Source organism: uncultured Mesonia sp. (genome assembly GCA_947499595.1).
GTDB classification, from domain to species: Bacteria; Bacteroidota; Bacteroidia; order Flavobacteriales; family Flavobacteriaceae; genus Mesonia; species Mesonia sediminis.
The window spans coordinates 198,212-222,756 of the sequence record CANMOY010000002.1 but is presented as its reverse complement, the minus strand read 5'-3'; the positions used below and the strand labels follow the sequence as shown (position 1 = coordinate 222,756).

The 24,545-nt window shown below is 35.5% G+C and carries 22 protein-coding genes and 1 tRNA gene; 16 read left to right on the top strand and 7 right to left on the bottom strand.

The features are described from left to right. Positions 1-18 precede the first annotated feature (18 nt). Positions 19-1,698 carry a S8 family peptidase gene (locus ACH2AZ_RS03195; protein ID WP_394906613.1) on the bottom strand — a complete coding sequence of 560 codons (1,680 nt, stop codon included), beginning with the start codon at positions 1,696-1,698 and terminating at the stop codon, positions 19-21. Positions 1,699-1,705: 7 nt separating this feature from the next. Further along, a complete protein-coding gene (locus ACH2AZ_RS03190; RefSeq protein ID WP_394906612.1) occupies positions 1,706-2,569 on the bottom strand; it encodes an MBL fold metallo-hydrolase in 864 nt (287 codons plus the stop codon). 143 nt (positions 2,570-2,712) lie between these two features. On the opposite strand from ACH2AZ_RS03190, the gene ACH2AZ_RS03185 reads away from it, so the two are divergent. Next, complete coding sequence (locus ACH2AZ_RS03185; protein WP_394906611.1) at positions 2,713-4,599, top strand: cation:proton antiporter; 1,887 nt, start codon at positions 2,713-2,715, stop codon at positions 4,597-4,599. Between the two features lies 1 nt (position 4,600). Here ACH2AZ_RS03185 and ACH2AZ_RS03180 read toward each other — a convergent pair whose 3' ends face one another. Further along, positions 4,601-5,359: a YebC/PmpR family DNA-binding transcriptional regulator gene (locus ACH2AZ_RS03180; RefSeq protein ID WP_394906610.1), complete on the bottom strand. Its 759-nt coding sequence runs from the start codon at positions 5,357-5,359 to the stop codon at positions 4,601-4,603. 288 nt (positions 5,360-5,647) lie between these two features. Here ACH2AZ_RS03180 and ACH2AZ_RS03175 point away from each other — a divergent pair, with 288 nt between their 5' ends. Next, positions 5,648-5,917 (top strand): hypothetical protein, encoded by a 270-nt coding sequence (locus ACH2AZ_RS03175; RefSeq protein ID WP_394906609.1) that lies wholly within the window; start codon positions 5,648-5,650, stop codon positions 5,915-5,917. A 49-nt stretch (positions 5,918-5,966) separates the two neighbouring features. On the opposite strand, the gene lepA is transcribed toward ACH2AZ_RS03175, so the two are convergent. Continuing rightward, the gene (gene lepA / locus ACH2AZ_RS03170; protein ID WP_147861873.1) at positions 5,967-7,763 is read right to left on the bottom strand and encodes a translation elongation factor 4; all 1,797 of its coding nucleotides are present in this window, start codon (positions 7,761-7,763) and stop codon (positions 5,967-5,969) included. Between the two features lie 143 nt (positions 7,764-7,906). On the opposite strand from lepA, the gene ACH2AZ_RS03165 reads away from it, so the two are divergent. From ACH2AZ_RS03165 to dusB, 5 genes are all read left to right on the top strand, one after another. Then, positions 7,907-10,315, top strand: a complete 2,409-nt coding sequence (locus tag ACH2AZ_RS03165) for a TonB-dependent receptor domain-containing protein (RefSeq protein WP_394906608.1) — start codon at positions 7,907-7,909, stop codon at positions 10,313-10,315. Between the two features lie 244 nt (positions 10,316-10,559). Further along, positions 10,560-10,814 (top strand): hypothetical protein, encoded by a 255-nt coding sequence (locus tag ACH2AZ_RS03160; protein ID WP_394906607.1) that lies wholly within the window; start codon positions 10,560-10,562, stop codon positions 10,812-10,814. A gap of 56 nt (positions 10,815-10,870) precedes the next feature. Next, positions 10,871-11,638, top strand: a complete 768-nt coding sequence (locus tag ACH2AZ_RS03155; RefSeq protein ID WP_394906606.1) for a GLPGLI family protein — start codon at positions 10,871-10,873, stop codon at positions 11,636-11,638. Next, positions 11,626-14,280, top strand: a complete 2,655-nt coding sequence (locus tag ACH2AZ_RS03150) for a TonB-dependent receptor (protein WP_394906605.1) — start codon at positions 11,626-11,628, stop codon at positions 14,278-14,280. Before ACH2AZ_RS03155 ends, ACH2AZ_RS03150 begins: the two co-directional genes overlap by 13 nt. A gap of 792 nt (positions 14,281-15,072) precedes the next feature. Continuing rightward, positions 15,073-16,068: a tRNA dihydrouridine synthase DusB gene (gene dusB / locus ACH2AZ_RS03145; protein ID WP_394906604.1), complete on the top strand. Its 996-nt coding sequence runs from the start codon at positions 15,073-15,075 to the stop codon at positions 16,066-16,068. On the opposite strand, the gene ACH2AZ_RS03140 is transcribed toward dusB, so the two are convergent. Next, positions 16,058-17,257 carry an ABC transporter permease gene (locus ACH2AZ_RS03140; protein WP_394906603.1) on the bottom strand — a complete coding sequence of 400 codons (1,200 nt, stop codon included), beginning with the start codon at positions 17,255-17,257 and terminating at the stop codon, positions 16,058-16,060. The two genes, dusB and ACH2AZ_RS03140, sit on opposite strands and share 11 nt — an antisense overlap. After that, positions 17,258-17,653, bottom strand: a complete 396-nt coding sequence (rbfA, locus tag ACH2AZ_RS03135; protein ID WP_147861866.1) for a 30S ribosome-binding factor RbfA — start codon at positions 17,651-17,653, stop codon at positions 17,258-17,260. Positions 17,654-17,715: 62 nt separating this feature from the next. Between rbfA and mce the strand changes: the two genes are divergently transcribed. The 3 genes from mce to ACH2AZ_RS03120 all read left to right on the top strand — a co-directional run bounded on the left by mce (position 17,716) and on the right by ACH2AZ_RS03120 (position 18,613). Next, positions 17,716-18,120 (top strand): methylmalonyl-CoA epimerase, encoded by a 405-nt coding sequence (mce, locus tag ACH2AZ_RS03130; RefSeq protein ID WP_394906768.1) that lies wholly within the window; start codon positions 17,716-17,718, stop codon positions 18,118-18,120. Positions 18,121-18,173: 53 nt separating this feature from the next. Beyond that, positions 18,174-18,247 (top strand) — tRNA-Ile (locus ACH2AZ_RS03125). A 120-nt stretch (positions 18,248-18,367) separates the two neighbouring features. Continuing rightward, positions 18,368-18,613, top strand: a complete 246-nt coding sequence (locus ACH2AZ_RS03120; RefSeq protein WP_379047135.1) for a hypothetical protein — start codon at positions 18,368-18,370, stop codon at positions 18,611-18,613. Here the strand turns inward: ACH2AZ_RS03120 and ACH2AZ_RS03115 are convergent. Beyond that, entirely contained in the window at positions 18,610-19,200 is a 591-nt protein-coding gene (locus ACH2AZ_RS03115) for a riboflavin synthase (protein WP_394906602.1), read from the bottom strand. The genes ACH2AZ_RS03120 and ACH2AZ_RS03115 overlap by 4 nt on opposite strands. A 99-nt stretch (positions 19,201-19,299) precedes the next feature. Between ACH2AZ_RS03115 and pdxA the strand changes: the two genes are divergently transcribed. From pdxA to accC, 6 genes are all read left to right on the top strand, one after another. After that, the gene (pdxA, locus tag ACH2AZ_RS03110) at positions 19,300-20,343 is read left to right on the top strand and encodes a 4-hydroxythreonine-4-phosphate dehydrogenase PdxA (protein WP_394906601.1); all 1,044 of its coding nucleotides are present in this window, start codon (positions 19,300-19,302) and stop codon (positions 20,341-20,343) included. A 71-nt stretch (positions 20,344-20,414) separates the two neighbouring features. Beyond that, positions 20,415-20,954, top strand: a complete 540-nt coding sequence (locus ACH2AZ_RS03105; RefSeq protein ID WP_379047144.1) for a YceD family protein — start codon at positions 20,415-20,417, stop codon at positions 20,952-20,954. 7 nt (positions 20,955-20,961) lie between these two features. Further along, positions 20,962-21,159: a 50S ribosomal protein L32 gene (rpmF, locus tag ACH2AZ_RS03100; RefSeq protein WP_147861861.1), complete on the top strand. Its 198-nt coding sequence runs from the start codon at positions 20,962-20,964 to the stop codon at positions 21,157-21,159. A 224-nt stretch (positions 21,160-21,383) separates the two neighbouring features. Further along, positions 21,384-22,379, top strand: coding sequence for a beta-ketoacyl-ACP synthase III (locus ACH2AZ_RS03095; RefSeq protein ID WP_379047147.1), 996 nt, complete (start codon positions 21,384-21,386; stop codon positions 22,377-22,379). A gap of 27 nt (positions 22,380-22,406) precedes the next feature. Next, positions 22,407-22,913, top strand: coding sequence for an acetyl-CoA carboxylase biotin carboxyl carrier protein (gene accB, locus ACH2AZ_RS03090; protein ID WP_394906600.1), 507 nt, complete (start codon positions 22,407-22,409; stop codon positions 22,911-22,913). Positions 22,914-22,960: 47 nt separating this feature from the next. Beyond that, complete coding sequence (gene accC, locus ACH2AZ_RS03085; protein ID WP_379047153.1) at positions 22,961-24,316, top strand: acetyl-CoA carboxylase biotin carboxylase subunit; 1,356 nt, start codon at positions 22,961-22,963, stop codon at positions 24,314-24,316. Positions 24,317-24,545 lie beyond the last annotated feature (229 nt).

Below are 24,545 nucleotides of genomic sequence, written 5' to 3'. Positions count from 1 at the left end.
TTAAAATTAATATTAATATTATTTGCTCATTTTATCGGCTAAAATAAAGGCATTGTACAAGTTAACCATTTTTCCTGAAACAGAAAGTTCACTAAACGGTCTAACGTCTTCTGGGTTACCACCAACAATTACATCTGCACTTGAAGATAAACCACTTTGCATAATTACTTGTTTAACTTGCGCTGCAGTAAGTTTAGGATAGTAAGAACGTATTAACGCCGCTACACCTGCTACTGCTGGAGCCGCCATAGATGTACCTTGTAAGTACTCATACTGATCTAAAGGTGTGGTGGCCCAAATTTTTGTACCCGGTGCAAAAACATCTACATTTTGTTTACCGTAGTTAGAAAAACTTGCTACTAGCTTGTCTCCATAGGCATAGCTTGAAGCACCCACAGTAAGGAAATTATCGCTTATCTCCAGGCTTTCTCCTGGCTTTTGGTCGTTTGGATAAACCATTTTGGTATCTAAATCTGTCGCATCATTTCCTGCAGCGTTTACAATAAGTACGTCATGCTTAGCCGCATATTTGATAGCATCGGTTACCCACTCTGGATTTGGTGAAAAGTATTTACCAAAACTGGTGTTGATTACTTTAGCTCCGTTATCAACAGCATAACGTATAGCTAAGGCGATATCTTTATCATACTCATCACCGTCTGGAACTGCACGTAAAGCCATTATCTTTACGTTTTTAGCAACTCCATTCATTCCTATGTTATTGTTTCTCTCGGCAGCGATGATCCCAGCAACGTGGGTACCGTGCTTCGCATCTTCCTTTTTCTCATCTGGACCATCTACATCATTATTACCATAGTTAACATCGGTAATATCATAAGGGTCATCGCCAACTATAGCTCTACCGTCAAACTCTAAGTTAAAGTGAGACTCTAGTCGAGTATTAAAATAATCTATACCCTCCTGCAGTTGTTCTTTAGCTTCTTCTAAATCACCAATATTCATCATGATATTATTAAGAAAAGCTTGGGCTTGCTGCAACTCTGGGGTATCAGCTTCCATAGCCATTAATTCTTCACGGCTAAAATCTTCTTTCCCTAACTTTTCACTAACCAATTTTGACGAGTTGTTTACGCTGGCCAACAATTGTTGGTAGTAGTTTTGGTTTTGTGTGGTTTCGTTATATTCCTTTTCAAACTCCTGCTGCGCCGCTTGGTACATTTCAAACTCAGCTAAATCTGATGCTGCCACATCATTTTTGGTTTTACCCTCGTATTTTGGCTGCAGTCTTTTGATTATTCGTACATACTCTAAATTCTCAGCAATGGCATCACCTAAGAAATTCCATCCGTGTATATCGTCTATGTAACCGTTTTTGTCATCGTCAATTCCGTTGCCTGGAATTTCATCTTCATTTACCCAGATAACATTTTTTAGATCTTCGTGCTCTATATCGATACCACTATCTATTACCCCTACTATTACAGTTTTTCCTTGGTAGTCTTTAATGATTTCATCATAAGCTTTTTGCACACTCATACCCGGTATGGTATCTTGTACCAAATCTGCTCCTCCCCAACCTTTAAGCTCAACATCTGTAAGCGCAATATTTTTTAATGGTTGTTGATCGATGTTTTCTATGGGCGTAGAAGTTATCACGGGGCTGGTTGTCCCACAACTTGCGGCAATAAGGGCAACGGTTGTCGCTGCAAATGCCGATTTCAAAAATGGTTTTCTCATGGTTTATTTAATTATTAAAAACTTCGTTAAAGGTGTATATTTTATCTACTCTCACTCCTTTTTCTGTATGCTTAAGCGTGATGATTTCATTATGGGCATCATGCTCTAAGAACAAATAATATTGTTGAGCTGCCGCTTCTTCTAAAAAAGCTTTCTTTTCTTGTAAAGTTAGCAAAGGTCTTGTATCGTACCCCATTACATAAGGTAAAGGCACGTGCCCTGCTGTAGGCAACAAATCGGCCATAAAAACCAGTTTTTTACCTTGATAATTGATATGTGGAATCATTTGCTTTTCGGTATGTCCATTCACAAATCTTATTCCAAAATTTAATTCTTGGTTGTGTTGGAAATCTTGACCGTTACGAGGTAAAAAACTTAATTGCCCGCTTTCTTGCATGGGTAATAAATTCTCTTTTAAAAACGATGCTTTTTCTCTATCATTAGGATTGGTTGCCCATTTCCAATGCTCCTCATTGGTCCAAAATTTTGCATTTTTAAAGGCGGGTTCATATCCTGTACGGTCTTTATTCCAAGCAATTGAACCCCCACAGTGATCAAAGTGTAGGTGAGTCATAAAAACATCGGTGATATCATCTGGATGAAAACCTGCTTTTTTTAATGATTTTTCTAAAGAGTCATCGCCCCAGCGATAGTAGTAACTGAAAAATTTATCAGATTGCTTATCGCCTAAACCATTATCAATCAAAATCAATTTATCTCCTTCCTCAATCAAAAGACAGCGCGCTGCGATATCTATCATATTGTTAGAATCGGCAGGATTGGTTCTAGACCATAAACTTTTAGGTACCACACCAAACATGGCTCCACCATCTAACTTAAAGTTTCCTGCTTCAATAGGATAAAGTTTCATAAAAAATATAAAATTTATTTTTGCTGCAAAATAATAAAATCATTAGGTTTTATTGGGTTTAAAAGTATATTTAACACAGCTTTTTTAACATTGTCAAAGGCTTTTTTTAAAAAAGTAGTATTTTCGTTTCAAAAATAAAACCTATGGTAGAATTAGCCGGAATTATAATTTTAGGAATATTAGCCCAATGGGTAGCTTGGAAATTTAAAATACCGGCCATCTTACCACTCATTCTTATTGGTTTATTTGTAGGGCCAATTGCTACTTTATTTACAGAAGATGGGAGTAAACTAATCGAACCTATATGGAATGGAACCTCTGGTCTTTTTCCTGGTGAGAGTTTATTTTATTTTGTTTCACTAGCTATAAGCATTATCCTTTTTGAAGGTGGTTTAACCTTGCGGCGGAATGAAATTTTAAACGTAGGACCGGTTATCGTAAAATTAATTACCGTGGCCGTGGTCGTCACTTTTATTGGTGCCGGAATAGCGGCCCACTTAATCTTTGGGCTCTCATGGCAAATATCATTTCTTTTTGCAGCTTTAATTATTGTTACAGGGCCTACAGTTATCACCCCTATATTACGTAACATTCCGCTTAAGAAAGATGTTTCGGCTATTTTAAAATGGGAAGGTATCTTAATAGATCCAATTGGTGCTCTTGTCGCTGTATTGGTTTTCGAATTTATAAGTGCTGGTGAAGGAAAGGAGTTTACGCAAACCGCATTGATTGAATTTGGTAAAATAGTTCTTTTCGGATTTACTTTCGGGTTCACTTTTGCCCATACCCTTGCTTTTGCAATTAAAAGAAACATAATACCGCACTATTTACTAAACGTATTTACCTTAGCTACCGTTTTGGGAGTTTTCGTATTATCTGATGCTTTTGCCCACGAAAGCGGACTTTTGGCGGTTGTAATTATGGGGTTGGTAATGGGTAATATTAATTTGCCTAATATTAAAGAAATACTCTATTTTAAAGAGTCGCTAAGCGTGTTGCTTATATCTATCCTCTTTATTTTGTTGGCAGCCAATATAAATATGGAAGATTTACTCTTGGTTTATAACTGGAATGCCTTAATCTTATTTGCTATCGTAGTTTTTGTGGTAAGACCTTTAGGAGTATTTCTAAGCAGCATCAAATCAAGTTTAAAAACCAATGAAAAAATCTTTATCAGTTGGGTGGGTCCGCGTGGTATTGTTGCAGCGGGTATTGCTTCTTTATTTGGCTTAAAGCTAGCCAGTCAAGGGGTAGCTGGTGCAGAATACATCACCCCATTAGTGTTTATGATTGTGTTGGGCACCGTTTTACTCAATGCAACTACAGCAAGAAGTTTTGCTAAATTGGTGGGTGTATTTCTTACCCATAGCAGCGGCATTTTAATAGTTGGTGCCTCTTCGGTGTCCCGACTTATTGGTAGCTATTTAAAACAGAACAACCGCCACGTTGTATTGGTAGACAACAACCGAAACAACATCCGTAAAGCAAAAAACCTGGGATTAGAAGCGATGGAAGTGAGTGTATATTCAGATGAATTAACCAACAATATAGAACTTAACGACGTGGGTTATCTAATGGCACTCACCGGAAATACTGAAATTAACCAGACTGCTATTGAAAAGTTTCAAAACCATTTTGGTGAGCATGGTTCATTTAGATTGGTATCATCAGATGAGATGACAGACCCCGAAAACAATCCAAAAGAAGGCTTGTTTTCTCCTACCGATGATTTTATAAAACTCACAGAAACGGCGAGGAAATACCCTCAAATAAAAGAAATAAAGCTTAATTCTCAAGAGCATTATAGCGGCTTGATAGAGATCACAAAAACAGATCCGGATATCATTCCGCTATTTGTAAAAGATAAGCAAGGCGAATTGAACATTATTCCATCGCACAGTCAAGAGGTAGAAATTGAGCAAGATTATATCTTGGTGTATCTAGGAAAAACCCTTGAAACCGAAGCCAAGCAAGAAAAAACCGACTTAAAAGAGACTGTAGAACCCAAAGAAAAGGCAAAAACCGAGTAGGCTAATCGGTTGTTATGCTGGCTAAAAGTTCTTCGGTAATTTCGAGGGTATGATACACGTTTTGTACATCATCATCTTCCTCAAATTTTTCGATTAAATCAAGAATTTCTTGTGCTTGCGCAACTGGCAGACTTGTCGTGTTTAAGGGTATGCGTTGTAATTCTGAGTTTTTAACTTCTACATTTAATCTCTCAAGGGCTTCATTCATCTTCCCAAAATCGGTAAAATTGGTATAGATGTAAATAAAATTATCGGTATGCTCAAATTCTTCGGCCCCAGCCTCAATAAGCGCCAACTCAATATCTTCAAAATTTACACTTAACTTATCTTTTTCTATCGCAAAAACCCCTTTGCGATCAAATAAAAATTCTAATGAGCCATTGGTGCCTAGATTACCTCCATTTTTTGAAAATATAGATCGAATAGAGGCAACGGTACGGTTGGTATTATCTGTAGTGCACTCTACAAAAATTGCAATGCCGTGTGGTCCATAACCTTCAAAACTCACCAGCTCATAATTATCGGCATCTGCGCCACTTGCTTTTTTGATGGCCCTGTTGATCGTGTCTTTAGGCATATTAACCCCTTTGGCATTGGCAATTGCATTGCGCAGGGCTGGGTTGGCATCCGGGTCTGGCCCTCCACCTTCTTTAACTGCCACACTTATTTCTTTAATTGCCCGGGTAAATTGTTTGGCTCTTTTTTTATCCTGCGCTCCTTTTCTATGCTTTATATTGGCCCATTTACTATGACCTGCCATAATTGTGAATTTAAAAATTAAAACAATAGATTATAGCTATTTTAAACTTAAAAAGCAACCCATAAAAAGCTAATTATAACTAAAAGGAAATATTAGGCTCTAACTTGTTTACTATTCTATCTATTTACTTTTCTAAATGGTATAATTGTAAGACTACTTAATATCGTAATTAACGGAATAGAGGCAGCTTACATTAAATTTTAGTATTTTTTTAATAAAAATGACACAATAATTTGCATTTTAAATAAAAACTTTTAATTTCACATTTTATTAACAAAACATATTAAAATGAAAAAAATTATTTTTATGGCCTTAACGGCTGGGGTTTTTGCATTTACCTCTTGTTCAAGTGATGACGATGGGGGCTCATCAAGCGATTGCCAGACTTGCTCTTTAGATTTTGGTGATATGTCTATTAGTAGTGAATTTTGTGACAATGGAGATGGCACAATTACCCAAATAGATGAAGATGGTGACGAGACTATTGTAGATTTGGAGGGAATGAGCTTTCAAGAATATATCTCCACTATGGAGCAAACAGGAATGAACTGTAAGTAATATAGTTTCAAAATAAAACCCCTTATGAAAGGGGTTTTATACATAAAAGTTAGTCATTTAATTTAAGTACTGCCATAAATGCTTCTTGTGGTATCTCTACATTACCCACTTGTCGCATTCGTTTTTTACCTTTTTTCTGTTTTTCTAAAAGTTTACGCTTACGAGAAATATCTCCTCCATAACATTTTGCCGTTACATCTTTACGCAGCGCTTTAACCGTTTCTCTTGCAATAATTTTTGCTCCTATAGCCGCTTGTATAGGAATATCAAATTGCTGTCGCGGAATTAATTCTTTCAATTTTTCACACATTTTTTTCCCAATATCGTAGGCGTTATCTACGTGAAGTAAAGCCGATAGCGCATCTACAGTATTCCCATTAAGCAAGACATCTACCTTTACCAATTTTGAAGGTTTAAGGCCAATTGGGGCATAATCAAACGAGGCATAACCTTTAGATACCGTTTTAAGACGATCATAAAAGTCAAATACAATCTCAGCCAAAGGCATATTAAAAGTAAGCTCCACACGCTCTGGAGTTAAATAAGTTTGGTTTACGATTTCGCCTCGTTTTTCTATACATAAAGACATCACTGGGCCAACAAAATCGGCTTTGGTGATAATAGTTGCCTTGATGTATGGCTCTTCTACCCTATTCAACTTGGATGGTTCGGGCAAATCTGACGGGTTATTAACCAAAATCACCTCATCGGGTTCTTTATTGGTAAACGCGTGATAAGATACGTTAGGTACCGTGGTGATTACAGTCATATCAAACTCCCGCTCTAATCTTTCCTGTATGATTTCTAGGTGTAACATTCCTAAGAAACCGCATCGAAAACCAAAACCTAAAGCGGCAGAACTTTCGGGAGTAAAAACCAGCGAAGCGTCATTTAGCTGTAGTTTTTCCATAGAGTTACGCAGCTCTTCATAATCTTCTGTATCTACTGGATAAATACCCGCAAATACCATTGGTTTCACATCCTCAAATCCGGCAACGGCCTCGGTGGTAGGATTTTTAGCATCGGTGATTGTGTCTCCCACCTTAACATCACGCGCATCTTTTATTCCCGTGATTAAATAACCTACATCTCCCGTTTTTATTTCTTTTTGCGGACTCTGTTTTAGCAGCAAAGTACCTACCTCATCGGCATAATAATCTTTACCCGTCGCCACAAATTTAATGTGTTGGCCTTTTTTAATGCTTCCATTAATTACTCTAAAATAAGTTTCTACACCACGAAAAGGATTATAAACCGAGTCAAAAATAAGCGCCCTAAGAGGAGCGTCAACTTTTCCTGTAGGTGCAGGAATACGCTCAATAATAGCAGTTAAAATCTCTTCTATTCCTATACCGGTTTTTGCACTTGCAGGAATTACTTCAGATGCATCGCAACCCAATAGATCAACAATATCATCGGTCACCTCCTCGGGGTTGGCACTAGGTAAATCTACCTTGTTTAAAACAGGAATAATTTCTAGGTCATTTTCAAGCGCTAAATATAGATTTGATATGGTTTGGGCTTGTATGCTTTGTGCCGCATCTACCACCAACAGAGCTCCTTCGCAGGCAGCAATAGATCGAGAAACCTCATATGAGAAATCTACGTGTCCAGGTGTATCGATCAAATTAAGCACATATTCTTCTCCTTGATAAGGAAAACGCATTTGTATGGCATGACTTTTAATGGTAATGCCGCGTTCTCGCTCTAGATCCATACTGTCTAGAAGTTGTGCTTGCTTCTCTCTTTCGGTAACCGAACCAGTGAAATCTAAAAGCCTATCGGCCAAAGTACTCTTACCGTGGTCTATATGAGCGATGATACAAAAGTTTCTTATGTGCTTCATAAATAATATTCTAAAAAATGGGTGACTTGTAAGTCACTTTTTACTTGTAATTGCAAATATACTATTTTGATTTTCAAAAATAAGTTGCAAAAGTTAAATAGAATTAAGTAATTTCGTACTAGCACGATGTAATTGGTTTGTAGTTGATTAGATTTTTAATTTATACTTGTTTTTTATTGGCGTTTAGCAGCAACCTTAACGCACAACTGCATATAAAAGGGAAGGTTTTTAATAACCAGCAAAACCCCATAGCTTTTACCAATATTATTTTGTATCAAGCCAAAGATTCTAGTTTTGTTAAAGGCACCAGTAGCGACAACCTTGGTGCTTTTCATTTTGATAATTTAAGCAGCGGTAAATATAAAATAGAGGTTAGTTACATAGGTTACAAACCTTTAACCAAAACAGTTATTTTAGATAAAAATGTAAACCTAGAAACATTTATATTAAAAGAAGAAGAATCGCTTTTAGAGCAGGTGGCTATTACCTTAAGAAAACCTAAATTAATACAACTAGCAGACCGACTTATTTTTGAAGTAGCCAACACAAGCCTCTCATCTAGTAGTGCTTGGGATATTGCTAAACATACTCCTGGAGTTGTAAATTTAGGTGATAAATTAATGGTTAAAGGAGCCAAGGCCAGCGTGTATATAAACAATAGAAAGGTTTATTTAAGTACAGAAGAAGTGCAAAACATGCTCGAAAATTATAGCGGTGAGGCTATAGACAAAATTGAATTAATTACAAACCCTTCTGCGGCTTATGATGCTAACGAACGTGTAATTTTAAATATTGTAACCAATTCTTTATGGTTGCCTGGTTACAAAGGCAGTGTTGCCGCGCAATATAAACAAGGGGTATATGCCAAATATCAATTAAATAGCAACCATTTTTATAAAACCAAAAAGCTTAATCTTTTTGCCAACCTATCGTTTTCGCCAGAAAAAAGGCTCAAGCAAGATGAAAGTTATATCAATTTTTTGGATAATCGAGACTTGATTTTTGAAAACTGGCAAACCGACTTTGAAAAAACAACGCAAGCAAGAAGTTACCAATTAAATACAGCTATTGATTATATTTTGAGTAACAAAGAAAAGCTTTTGTTGAGCTTAAATACCAATTTCACCCCTTTTCAAGAAGACAATATACGAGGAAAAACTCAAATATTTAATAGCCAGAAAACCAGAGACTCTTTATTTAACACCCGTAGTCTTTTAGATACAGAGCGCTTAAATTTAGGTCTAAATCTGGCGTATCATTACCAAATAAATGAGCAAAGCTTAATTAAAGCTCATTACCACCAAACTTTTTTTGACCGAAACATAAATCAAGACATTCAAACTATTTATAAAGCAGATGATTTAAGTGTGCTCAATGAAAATAGCTTTACCACAGATGCCAATCAAAAAATTGATATTTATGCTACGGGGTTAGACTTTGAAAACTCTTTTAAAAATATAGACTTTGTTGCCGGCATAAAACTATCGCATATCAATTCTGAAAATAGTTTAGCTTATACCAATATTAAAAGTGATGCTCAGGCAGTACAGAATGTACCCAATTTCAACGCCTTTGACTATAGAGAAAATATCTGGGCAGCTTATACCAGCGTAAAAACAAATGTTAAAAAATGGACCGCTCAAGGCGGACTGCGTGTAGAACACACCTATAGAAAAGGAGAAAATATTGCCAACACTCACAATTTTAAACGCGAGTACACCAGTCTTTTTCCTAAAATAAACCTTAGCTACGCCATCGACGAAAAGCAGCAACTAGTCTTTGATTATTCCCGTAATATAGATCGGCCCAATTATGAATTATTAAATCCGTTTTCTTATTTTATCAATGAAAATAGTTTACGCACCGGTAATGAAAGGCTGTTGGCAGCAATAAGCAATAATTTTTCTTTTAAATATCTTTTTGGAAATAATTATAGCCTAGATTTATATTATCGTGATAACGGCAGAAACACCACTCAGTTGACTTTTCAAGACAACAGCTTGCGTCTGTTACAAAACATACCTCTAAATGCAATTGACAGTAAATCATGGGGATTAGATGTTTTTCACGGTCGTTATCTCTTCGGTTGGTGGTATGCACAAGCCATACTATCTGTTTTTCACGAAGAAGAACGTTTTCCTGCACTTTTGAGCCCAGAAAACGCATACACTAATGAGGTGAACGGTTTTTACAGTTCTTTGTATAGTAGTTTTACCCTATCAAAAGATCAAACCTGGAGCGCAGATGCGTCGTTCTTATATATTTCTAATTACCTAAGTGGTTCTTTTGTAGTTGATAATTTAAATAATCTTACTTTAGGAGTGAACAAGTCTTTGTGGAACAATAAAGGTGAATTATCGCTTCAAATTGCCGATATCTTTAATCAATATGCGTCCCGATTAAAATCGGTTTATCTCAACCAAAATAACGGTTACTATGCCTTACCAGAAAATAGATATGTACAACTTGGCTTTACTTATAATTTCGGGAATACTTTACTTAAAGACAACCAAAGAACCATAGACCAAAGCGAACGCGAACGCCTGGATTAATTTCGCTTAAAGCGGATAGAATTACTCCTAATAAAAACAAGAGTGGTTGTAAAAATAAAATTACCTTTTAGCTATATCATAAGCCTACTGGCTCGTGAATAATACCTCTTTTTTTGAGGCAGCCTTATAACCGCAATTCGGCTTTTAACAACCTACTTTTAAAAATAACCGATTAATATGCTAAAAATTTGGTTAAATCGTTTTTTTTTTTAGGTTTGATTAATATTAACTTAAATTTTTTATTATGAAAAAATTATTATTCTTTTTTTGCTTGATTTTTGCAGCAAATTTTGCCTTTGCAGATAGTGCTAATAATTCAAAAAACCATAATTTGCAAGAAAGCTATGGCACTTGCACTTATTATATTACGCAAATAACTATTCATGAAGATGGTAGAATTACAGAAACCACAACAAAGTACACTACTTTTGCTTTTAGTGAGTCGCATTGCAGAGAAATAGCCAAAGTACATGCCGCTTTTTTAAATGAAGCGCCCTAAAATAAGTTTTATTAAATGCTACGCATTTTTGAATGCGTAGCTTGCATTTAAAAATTATGAAGCAAATCTTACAAATTATTAGCATTTTTCTATTCGTTAATACTTATGCCCAAAATGCTAATCAACTACTGGTTGAATATCATTTTAAAAACGACTATTATAATAATGATGAAACTTTAGTTGTAAAAAACAACACGACTCTTTATACAAATGATGAATTGAATTTAACAAACGAAGATAATGTTGCCCAAGATGAAGACGGCAATTATTTAATAGGTCAAAAAAAAATCAGTTTAAAGAAAAAATCCATTTACGGAAATTTAAAGAACAATACCTATAGCATTATCATGCCTTCTAAGAAAAAAACCTATTTTGTTAAAGATTCTTTAGGTGATTTAGATTGGAAGATTCACCCTAAAGACACCCTAAAAATTGGTGACTATCTTTGCACCAAGGCAACACTCAATTTTAGAGGAAGAGACTATATAGCTTATTTTACAGAAGAAATACCCATACCAGCGGGACCTTGGAAATTTAAAGCTTTACCTGGCCTTATATTGTTTATTCAAAGTACTTCTGGAACACTCACTTATTCTTGGCAGGTAAAAAAAATAGTATTGCCGTTTAACGCAAAAATAGATTTGCAATTGCCTAATAATTTTAATGATAAAGCTATCTCTTTAAAAGAATACGTAGGAATTATTGATGAAAAACATTTGAGCGAAGTGAAGGTTCTAGACGCTAGAGCCCCAAAAGACACGGCTGTTGAATCTACAAAAATTAGACGACTAGGAATTGAATTGGTTTATGAATGGGAAAAATAGCGTTTACTTTACTCCTTTTAATTTCTACAATATCATCTGCGCAGATAAAATTAGTTGGTACAATATCGAGTAAATCAACTTTAGAAACTCCTGTAACCGTAAAAGTAAAAGACAGCCTAAATGAGTCGATCATCGCGTATACCTTTACAGATCATAATAATAAGTACAAGCTTACAATAGACAAAATTGGTAAGTTCAATTTAGTTTTTACTGCATTAGGTTTTGAGAAAAAAATTATACCAATTACAATTACAAAGGAGCAAACGGAATTGAATACCAACGTCTTACTTGTAGAAAAGTCTATGCGATTAGATGAAGTGGTTATTCAAGCCGAAAAAGCTATAAAAGTAAATAATGATACTATCGTGTTTAAATCAAAGTTTTTTAAAGTAGGAACAGAAGAAACGGTCGAAGATTTACTTAAAAATATTCCAGGCCTACAAATTGATAATGAAGGAACAATAAAGGTAGGTAATCAAGAAATTGAAAAGTTAATGATTGATGGGGATGATTTTTTTAAGAAAGGCTATAAAGTATTGTCTAAAAATATGCCCGCTTACACCATCGAGGAGATTGAAATCTTAAAAAATTTTTCGAATAATAGCCTCTTAAAGGGTATTGAAGAGAGTAAAAAAGTTGCTTTAAATTTAAAGGTAGCCGATAAATATAAACGCGTTTGGTTTGGCAACCTTGAAGCCGGTTTAGGAAATAATAATTTTTATGAATTTAGAGGTAACCTGATGAACTTTGGTAAAAAGAATAAATTTTATTTTTTAACCAATTTGAATAATATCGGTTACGATAGCACAGGAGATTTACAACAATTAATAAGCCCAACTGGGAATAGTGACGCTACCAAAATCGGTAACAACCAAGAGGCTAAGCAGCTCTTAAATTTATCGCCAAGCACTGCGAATTTTAATCAAAATCGAACCAATATCAATAATGCAGAATTAGCTTCTTTAAATGCAATCTTTAATCCTACTAAAAAGCTAAAAGTTAAAACCTTAGGCTTTTTTAATTGGGACGAATTAGATTTTTTTAAAAACAATGTAAATGTTATTGAAACTGAAGGAACAAGCTTTACTAATATAGAGAATTATAAATTAAAAAATCAAAAATCAATAGCCTTTGCTAAGTTAGAACTAATTTATAATAGCTCAAAAACCTCTTTATTAGAAGCTACTACCAAATATAATAATGCCCGTTTTAACGATGGTTCTAATTTGCAATTCAACGCTACTTCAACTATTCAAGATTTAAAGCATTCTAAAACGCTTTTTGATCAAAAAATAAGCTACACCCAACAACTTAAGAATAAAAAAGCAATAGTACTTACAGGCCGTTTTATAGACGAAAAAGCACCTCAAAATTATAGTATAAACCGTTTCTTTTATCAAGATCTATTTCCCGAAAATAGAGATGCTAGTAGTGTTGCGCAAAGCAGCGAAAATCAAATGCAATTTGCAGGAATAAATCTTAATTTTTTAAACCGCAAAAAAAGCAATGACTTGTTAGTTATTCAATTAGGTAACGAGTACAGAAAAGATGTGTTAAGAAGTACCTTCTCTCTATTAAAAGATAATGATGTAGTAGCGCAACCTAAAGCTTATCAAAATGATTTAACCTATTTGGTTAATGATTTATATTTTAAAGGTAAATATCGTCTAGAGTATAATGATATTGGTGTAACCGGAAAATTTGCAACACATCAACTCTTTAATAAATTAGAAAACAAACAATTTTCCTCAACACAAAACCCCTTCTTTATAAACCCGAGCATTGGGTTAGATTGGAAAATAAACGATAAAAATAAGGTTGCTACTGCCTACAGTTATAATACTACCAATGCAAAAATTCTAGACGTATACAGCAATTTCGTTTTAACAGGATTTCGTTCGTTTGAAAGTGGCAGCAGTAATTTTAATCAACTTGATGCATCTCGATTTAATTTAAATTATCAATTAGGCAATTGGACCGACAAGTTTTTTGCTCATTCTCATTTGGTGTACATCAAAAATCATAATTTTTTATCCTCAAACACTTTAATCAATCAAAATTTTACTCAATCCGAAAAAATATTAATAAAAGGTCGCGAATATTTTAATGTAAACTCATCTTTAGATTATTATTTAAATTTAATCTCTTCCAATATAAAATTAGATATAAGCTATTCTAAAAGCGATTTTAAAAATGTAGTAAACAATTCAAATCTTCGAGAAGTAGTCTCAAAAAATTACAACTATGGTATCGCGTTACGCTCTGGATATGACGGAATTTTCAACTATCATATAGGAACAAAATGGACTACCACAGCTATAAGAACAACCATTGCCAACTCTTTCACAGACAATATGAGTTTTTTAAACTTATCATTTGTTTTCAGTACCAAATTCAACATTCAACTTCAATCAGAACGTTATTATTTTGGCAACCTAACAACCAATAACACCTATTATTTTTTAGATTTTAATGCACGCTATAAATTAATTAAGAATAAGCTAAGCCTAGGAATATCAGGAAATAACTTATTTAATACAAAAACGTTTAGAAGTTACTCGGTAAGCGATATTGGCTCTTCTACTACAGAATATAGACTCTTGCCTAGGTTTTTACTTTTAAAAGTGAATTATAGGTTTTAAAAAAACAGCACATAATTAGAAAGTATAGATCAAGTAAGCACTACTATTTACACCAGTTTACCAGAAAATACCTATACGCTTAACGGGGCAATAAACAAAAAAATACCTAAATACAGCTTTAGACTACGTGCCAACATTAGCCTATCAAACTATTCAAGAATTATAAACGATAATACAAACGATTACCAGTCTCAAAATTACCAATACACTTTTGAAGCTTCTACTCGTTATAAAAAATGGCCCAATTTAACTCTAGGGTGGGAACAGCGTTTTAGTAATTTTGCATCCAATACTTTTAAAAATAGCTTTACCCAAATCAATCCGTTTGCCTATTTAGAATGGGATTTTTTAAACGATTTTATTTTTAAAGCTAATTATACCTATAGTTATTACGAGAATAAAAATTCCCGTCAAATCAATCGGTTTAACCTAGGAAATCTATCCCTTTACTACAACAAAGAAGACAACCCGTGGGGTTTTGAGCTAGCGGTAGACAATATCTTTGATGTCCAGTATAAAAGAGAAAACACTTTTAACCAGTTTCTGGTAACTGACAGAAATATTTATGTGCAGCCCAGAACAGCATTATTTAAACTAACTTATAAACTTTAATATTTTGGGCAAAGCCTACGGCCCGGGCTATACATTACAATCTTTTTTTGCCATTTATCAAAGCAAAAAAAGTATTTTCATTGCTATCCCTTTTGCATTAAAAAATTCTACACCAGCACAGCATCCTACAATTGCTACTTATTTCTTAATTTTGCAGCACAAACGTATTAAAATTCAATTTTGGCAAAAATAGGCGATATAGATGTAGGAGAATTTCCGTTGTTGTTAGCACCAATGGAAGATGTGAGCGACCCACCCTTTAGAGCCCTGTGCAAAGAGCAAGGAGCAGATGTAGTGTACACCGAGTTTATCTCGTCTGAAGGTTTGATACGTGACGCCGCCAAAAGCGTCATGAAATTAGATATTTATGAAAAGGAGCGCCCTGTAGGTATTCAAATTTTTGGCGCCAATTTAGAATCGATGCTAGAATCTGTAGAGATTGTAGAAAAATCTGGTCCAGATATTATCGATATTAATTTTGGTTGCCCGGTAAAGAAAGTAGTCTCAAAAGGAGCCGGCGCCGGCATTTTAAAAGATATCGACCTTATGGTTTCCTTAACCGAGGCAATGGTAAAGCATACCAATTTACCCATAACAGTAAAAACCCGATTGGGCTGGGATCATGACTCAATTAAAATTGTAGAAGTAGCCGAGCGTTTACAAGACGTGGGTTGCAAAGCCATCTCTATTCATGGCAGAACACGCGCTCAAATGTACAAAGGAGAAGCCGACTGGCGCCCCATTGCCGAAGTAAAAAACAATCCGCGTATGCACATTCCTGTATTTGGAAACGGCGATGTAGACACCCCAGAGAAAGCGGTGAAAATGCGAGATGAATTTGGCTTAGACGGAGCTATGATTGGAAGAGCTAGCATTGGGTATCCTTGGTTTTTTAGAGAAGTAAAGCATTTTTTTAAAACAGGAGAGCATCTAGCTCCACCCACCATGCAAGAGCGTCTTAATGCTGCCCGCAGGCATTTGCAAATGGCTATAGATTGGAAAGGAGATCGTTTAGGTGTTTTTGAAACCCGTAGGCATTACACCAATTATTTTAAAGGCATTCCTCATTTTAAAGAACACCGTACGCGTATGGTCACCAGTGATGAGGCGGTAGATGTTTTTAAAGCATTTGATTTAGCCGAAGCCGAATTTGGAGATTTTCAATTTAGCCGTTGATAATTTTACCTATTCGGGTGGCGCCAATATAAGAAGCGGTAACTCCTAAAACCATAATGGTTACCAAAACCAAGACCAAGTTTTGCCACTCAATCTCAACTGGATAAGCTAAGGTAGGCGTAATCATAATCAAATGAAATTGCTGCTGTAAAACAATAATGAGGTAGCCTAAAAATAAACCCAATATTCCTCCAAAAAAGGTAAGTAAACTACCTTGTAACAAAAAAATGCGCTTAATTTTATTAGATGAGGCGCCCAAAGCATAGAGCGTATTGATGTTTTGGCGTTTATCTAGAATAGACATGACAATGGCACCACCAACGTTAAATAGAGCGATGATGAGCACCAAGGTAAAAATCATATAAACCGCCAAATTTTCTGTGTTCAGCATTTTATACAACTTATCATTAAGCTCAATTCGGTTTTTAATTTTTACGGGGTAATCGAATAATTCATAAAGCTGTTCTTTTACCCCTTCTTCATCGGTGCCGGGTTGCAAATTTAATTCGATACCGCTAATTTCATTCGGCTCATAGCCCAATAATTCTTGAGCCAAAGCTTTTGGCGCAAAAACATATTTATGGTTTAAATCTTCATTTATACTATATATCCCAATTACCAAGGTACTAACACTTTCAAAAGCTTCTTGCGCACTACTAAGTTGCCCCACTCCAGGCTTGGGAACCATCAGCTTTAATACATCGCCATAACCCGCAAAACCCAAAGCCAATTTACGGGATATGCCACTACCAATTACCACTTGATTTTCATTAGGGTGCAACCAAGTTCCTCCTATCAAACTGCTGTCTACGGCATTTACGTTTAAGTAATTCTTATCTACCCCTTTAATAAAAGCCGGTAAATGTTTGTTGTTAAACTGCAGCAACACCTTTTCTTCAACTACCTGGGTGTACTTGCTAATACCCTGTATATTTTGAAGTTTATTAATTTGAGATGACTGAAGCCTTATTGTTTTTCCCTCATACGGAATCACCTTGAGATCCGGGTCAAACTCATTGGTAAAAGATAAACTAAAGGCTTTGAGTCCCGCAAAACCAGATAATACAATAAACAAAGCCGCTGCACCAGCAAAAACGCCCAATGCTGCAATACCGGTTATAATATTTATAGCATTGGTCTTACTTCTTGTTCCTAAATAGCGCTTTGCGATGTATAAGGAAAACCCCATTTATGACTTTTTACGACGATCTAATAAATCTCTATTTTCAATAGGGTTTTCTTTTTCGTTCACTGCTTTATCTATATTTTCAATATAATCAAGCGAGTCATCTAAATAAAAAGCCAAATCGGGCATCTTGCGCAACTGATTTTTAGTGAGCTGAGCCATTTGATGTTTGATCTTTGGCTTAATCTGATTCAGTTCGGCTAACAAACCGGCAGCATCTTTAGTTGGGAATATACTCAAATAAGCCTTAGCTAAAGATAAGTCTGTAGTTACCCGCACTTTAGATACCGATATAATAATATGTGTAATTCCAGCATTTTTTAATTCTTGCTGTAAAATACGAGCCAAGTCTTCTTGCAATACGCCCGCAATTTTCTTCTGTCTATTTGTTTCTTCCATACTGCAAAAGTAGTTTATTTAAAAGGAATTGTATTTTTGTGTACAAAAATAATAAAGATATGATGCAAAAAATAGAACATTTGGGTATTGCCGTCAAAGATTTAAAAGAAGCCAATAAAATCTATCAAGCTTTATTGGGAGTAGAACCCTACAAAGAAGAGGGCGTAGCTAGCGAAGGTGTGGTTACGTCATTCTTTAAAACAGGAGAAAGCAAAATAGAACTGTTGGCAGCAACCAATGAAAACAGCCCAATAGCTAAATTCATCGCCAAAAAAGGCGAGGGAATTCACCATATTGCCTTCGCTGTCGAGGATATAAATGAAGAATTAAAGCGTCTAAAAAAAGAAGGATTTGTGGTGCTTAACGAAACCCCAAAACGAGGTGCCGATAATAAAATGGTGGTTTTTCTGCATCCTAAATCAGCCAACGGGGTATTGGTAGAATTATGCCAAGAAATAAAAAAATAGATTTTTTGTTGCACAGTAAATAAGTATTATTTAGTTTTGCCTACCGAAAATCAGGACCCATAGCTCAGCTGGTTAGAGCACCTGACTCATAATCAGGGGGTCGATGGTTCGAGCCCATCTGGGTCCACTTTTCTCTATAAGCTCGAAAATATTTCCCTCTCATCGATTTTTTTGATTTATTTTAACATTCTTTGCTGAATTTTGTTCAAATAATGTTTAATTTTACCGCCTATAGATCTAGTGTAGAATGAAAAGAATATTTAAACTTATCGCCATTGTAGCCATTTTACTATGGGCAATAGATAGTTCTGCTTTTCAATACTCTGCAGCAACAAAATCACCGCCACCACCAAATGATGCTGCCACAAGAGCTAATCCTCAAGGAATACCTCCACCACCTGGTCTAAACATAGACAACCAGACTTGGTTGTTACTTTTAACAGCCGGAGGAATAGGAATTATTTACTTCCGTAAAAGAAATCAAAAGGCTTAATTTTTTAAATCTAATAGACGTTTGACGTATTTTCCTATCACGTCAAACTCCAAATTAACGGTATCGTTAACCTTAAGTTGATTTAAATTGGTATGCGCTAGTGTATAAGGTATTATAGCCACGCTAAAACTGTTATACTGACTGTTTACAACCGTTAGGCTAATTCCATTAACAGTAATAGAGCCTTTTTCTATAGTCACATTATTCAGTTTAGAGTCATAGGCAAATGTAAACAATGTACTCCCCTCCTGCGGCTCAATATGCGTACACACTGCTGTTTGGTCAACGTGGCCCTGCACAATATGACCATCTAAGCGTTGAGACATCAACATGCCACGCTCTAAATTAACAGCGTCTCCTACTGCCCAAGAACCTAAACTAGTTTTGGCTATGGTTTCTTGAATGGCAGTAACTTGATAGTTATCATCAAATATCCCCACTACCGTAAGACAAACACCATTGTGCGCAACACTCTGATCTATTTTTAGCTCGGGGGTCATCGCTGCCTCAATAAAGAAATGCAAATTACCTTCTTCCTTTTCAATTCGTTTTACAACGCCTATTTCTTCGATGATTCCTGTAAACATAGTTATAAATACTTACCTTTGTAGTGCAAAAATAGGTATAATTTTAAGTAGTCACTAAAATTAACCTGTCTTTCTTTATGAATTAAACCTGCGACACAAGTGAAAAAACAGAATATAAAAATAGGCATAAGCATTGGCGATTTAAACGGAATTGGAAGCGAAATTATCCTAAAAACATTTGCCGACAATCGAATGCTTGAGTTTTGCACCCCAATTGTATTTGCCAACACCAAGCTGATGTCTTTTTACAAAAAGCATTTTGATGTAAACACAAATATTCAAGGCATTAATGACGCCAGTGAAGCTATTGAAGGAAAATTTAATGTGGTAAATGTCTGGAAAAATCACTTAAAAATAAATTTTGGTAAAGAAGATATCTTCTTAGGTGATTTTGCTTTCCAATCGCTTGAAGCCGCTACAGCAGCTTTAAAAGCAAATACAATAGATGCTTTGGTTACTGCACCAATTCATAAAAAAGTGATTCAATCTGAAAAGTTTAAATTTCCTGGCCATACCGACTATTTAGCTCAAGCTTTAGAAGGTGAAAGTCTTATGTTTATGATTTCAGAAAATTTAAAAGTAGGCCTTTTAACCGATCATGTTCCTGTAAAAAACGTACCACAAGTTATAACCGAAAAGCTCATCACTAAAAAACTTCAACTCATTACCCATTCGCTTAAAGCGGATTTTAAAGTACAGCGACCAAAAATTGCCTTTCTAGGTATCAATCCTCACAGCGGAGACAATGGAGTAATTGGAGATGAAGATGATAAAATACTCAAGCCAACCTTAGAAAAATTACGTGAGCAAGGACATTTGGTCTTTGGTCCCTACGCTGCCGACAGCTTTTTTGGTACCAAAAATTATGAAAATTTCGACGCCGTTATTGCGGCTTATCACGACCAAGGTTTAATCCCGTTTAAAACATTGTCTTTTGGTTCAGGCGTAAACTATACCGCGGGCTTATCGCGTGTAAGAACTTCGCCAGATCACGGCACTGCTTTTGAAATTGCGGGTAAAAATGAAGCTAACCACCAATCTTTTCAAGAAGCGGTGCACGCTGCAATCACTATTTTTAAAAACCGAAAAGAATATCAAAAGCTCACCAAAAATCCGCTAAAAAAGCAAGGTAAAAAATTATAAACATTTCTTGTTAATAAATACTTGTATCGAATTTATTTTTTTATATTTGCACGCTTGAAATCAATGATGTAATGAAAAAGCTAAAAGAATATATCATTCCTTTTGTAGGATTGAAGGTTGGCAAACATCATTTTGATTATCAAATAGATAATCAATTCTTTGAGTTCTTTGAATATGATGATTTTAATTCCGTAAAGGTTTCGGTAGATTTACTTTTAGAAAAAAAATCCAATATGCTAGAGCTACACTTTAGTATTGAAGGTACTGTAAATCTTAATTGCGATGTTAGCAATGAAGCCTACGATCAACCTGTTGAACATCAATTGCATTTGGTGGTAAAATTTGGTGAAGAGTACAATGATGAAAACGAAGAATTATTAATTCTTCCGCATGGTGCCTATGAAATTGAGGTGCACCAATACATCTATGAAGCTATAGTTTTGGCTTTACCCTACAAAAGATTGCACCCGGGCATTGAAGACGGTACATTAAATTCAGAAATATTAGATAAGTTAGAAGAATTGCAACCTGTACAAAAGGAAGTAAATGAAAATAATGAGGTAGACCCTCGCTGGAATAAATTAAAAAACCTGTTAAACGACAATAAATAACTTAGTTATGGCACATCCTAAGAGAAAAATATCTAAGACCAGAAGAGATAAAAGGAGAACGCATTATAAAGCAAAAGCTCCACAAATTGCTACAGACCCTACTACGGGAGAAGCTCATCTTTATCACAGAGCACATTGGCACGAAGGAAAACTCTATTACAGAGGGCAAGTACTTATTGACAATACAGAAGAAGTTGAAGCTTAATAAGCACTAAAATTTTTTTTATAAGACTCTCCGCAGTGAAGCTGTGCGAGAGTTTTTTTGTTTTATCTTATTTCTAGAATGCTATGAGCGCATAATAGTTTTTCTATATAAGTTGATAAATTGACAAAAACACCTTAATTTGCATCTGCTAAATTTTATTAATTTACTCAATATCAAGTTTTAATATAATTTAGCGGTAATTTTGCTGAAATAATTTCAATTGTATGAATACAATCAAAGCAGCTATAACCGCTGTAGGATCTTTTGTTCCTGAGCATGTGTTGTCTAACAAAATGTTAGAAGAAATGGTAGATACCAATGATGAATGGATTACCACAAGAACAGGAATAAAGGAGCGCAGAATATTAAAAGATGCCCACAAAGGCACCTCTTATTTAGGTATAAAAGCAGCCCAAAATTTATTAAAAAAAGCCAATCTTGACCCAAAAGAAATTGATTTGGTTCTCTTTGCAACGGCTACACCCGATATGCCTGTGGCTTCAACAGCGGCTTTTACCGCGAGTGAAATTGGCGCCACAAACGCATTTTCTTTTGATTTACAGGCGGCCTGTTCTAGCTTTCTCTACGGTATGTCTACCGCTGCAAGTTATATAGAGTCTGGCAGATACAAAAAAGTATTGCTTATTGGTGCAGACAAAATGTCTTCTATCATCAACTATGAAGATCGAGCGACTTGTATTATTTTTGGTGACGGTGGAGGCGCTGTTCTCTTTGAGCCCAATGAAGAAGGCTTAGGACTGCAAGATGAATATTTACGTAGTGACGGCATAGGAAGAAATTTTCTAAAGATTGAAGCAGGAGGATCTATATTACCTGCCTCTGAAGAAACGGTAAAAAATAAATTACATTACGTTCATCAAGACGGTAAAACCGTATTTAAGTTTGCGGTTTCCAATATGGCTGATGTTAGCGAGAAAATAATGAAACGCAATCACCTTGAAGAGAAAGATGTTGACTGGTTAGTAGCGCATCAAGCCAATAAGCGAATTATCGATGCCACTGCAAAACGCATGGGGCTAAGTGAAGATAAAGTACTTATGAATATACAGCGCTACGGTAATACCACTTCGGCTACCCTACCGTTGTTGCTAAGTGATTACGAAAAACAACTTAAAAAAGGAGATAACCTAGTTTTCGCCTCTTTTGGCGGGGGCTTTACCTGGGGTTCCATTTATTTAAAATGGGCCTATAATTCTTAAAATCATAACGATTAATACCACAATATTATGGAATTAAAAGAAATTCAAAACCTAATAAAATTTGTAGCCAAATCTGGTGCTAGCGAGGTAAAATTAGAAACTGATGATGTGAAAATTACCATTAAAACATCATCTGGAGATGATAAAGAGACTACCATCGTTCAGCAAGTACCTATGCAAGGAATGCCACAGATGCAAATGCCGCAAATGCACGCTCAAGCACCTGCCACACCAGCCGAAACTACAGCTACACCGGCAAAACAAGAAACTGCTTCAAATGAAGATGACTCAAAATACATTACGGTAAAATCTCCTATTATAGGAACTTTCTACCGCAAGCCTTCACCAGACAAACCTACTTTTGTAGAAGTAGGAGATAGTATAAAAGAAGGAGATGTACTTTGTATTATTGAAGCAATGAAGCTATTTAATGAGATTGAAAGCGAAGTATCTGGTAAAATTGTAAAAGTATTGGTAGACGATTCGTCTCCAGTAGAATTTGACCAGCCATTATTCTTAGTAGACCCATCTTAATCTATTTAGAATAAAAAGTCTTTCGTGTCCAAAAAAATATAAACAGTATGTTTAAAAAAATATTAATTGCCAATAGAGGTGAAATTGCACTACGTGTAATTAGAACCTGCCGTGAAATGGGAATCAAAACTGTTGCGGTATATTCAAAAGCTGACGCAGAAAGCCTTCATGTGCGATTTGCAGACGAAGCCGTATGTATTGGTCCAGCTCCAAGCAACGAGTCTTATTTAAAAATACCCAATATTATTTCGGCGGCAGAGATTACCAATGCAGATGCCATTCATCCAGGATATGGTTTTTTAGCAGAAAATGCAAAATTTTCCAAAATCTGTGATGAGCACGGTATTAAATTTATTGGTGCATCGCCAGAAATGATTGAGCGAATGGGCGATAAGGCTTCGGCTAGAGCTACTATGATGGCCGCAGGAGTGCCTTGTATCCCAGGTTCTGATGGTTTATTAAAAGATTATAAAGATTGCCTCAAAACAGCAAAAAAAATGGGATTCCCTGTTATGCTTAAGGCAACTGCTGGAGGTGGCGGAAAAGGAATGCGCGCCGTATGGAAAGAAGAGGACCTTGAAGCCGCCTGGGATTCGGCCAGACAAGAAGCTGGTGCCGCTTTTGGTAACAACGGCATGTATATGGAAAAGCTTATCGAAGAGCCTAGACATATCGAAATACAAGTAGTTGGTGATAGCAAAGGTAAAGCTTGCCATCTCTCTGAAAGAGATTGTTCTGTGCAAAGAAGACATCAAAAACTTACCGAAGAAACTCCTTCTCCTTTTATGACCGATGAATTGCGCGAAAAAATGGGAGAAGCAGCAGTTAAAGCCGCCGAATATATTAAATATGAAGGGGCTGGAACAGTAGAATTTTTAGTTGATAAGCATAGAAATTTCTACTTTATGGAAATGAATACGCGTATTCAAGTAGAACATCCAATTACAGAGCAAGTTATTGATTACGACTTGATACGAGAGCAAATTTTGGTTGCCGCTGGTGTAGAAATATCAGGAAAAAATTATTTCCCTAAACTACATTCAATAGAATGCCGTATCAATGCCGAAGATCCTTACAATGGCTTTAGACCTTCACCTGGTAAAATAACCAATTTACACGCTCCTGGAGGACACGGTGTGCGCATAGACACACATGTTTATAGTGGATATTCTATACCTCCAAACTATGACTCCATGATCGCAAAGTTAATTACTACGGCTCAAACAAGAGAAGAAGCCATCCATAAGATGAAACGCGCTTTGGATGAATTTGTTATTGAAGGTGTTAAAACAACGATTCCTTTTCATAGACAATTAATGGATCATCCTGATTACCTTGATGGAAATTACACCACCAAATTTATGGAAGATTTTGTAATGGATGAGAAATACCAAGATCAATAAGTAAATTATAATAGTACTTGAAATAAAAGCCTTTACCTGCGTGTAAAGGCTTTTATTTTTAAACCCATTTTAATTACAGTACACTTCATTCAATAACATACCATTTTATGTTTTGAAATTAAATACTTTTGCCCGATATATTCGAAAATTAAAAAAATTAAATTGTTTTCAATTAAGCTTTGTTTATCTTTAACCTAATTCATCTTTTCTTAATTTTAAAAAGGGCCAA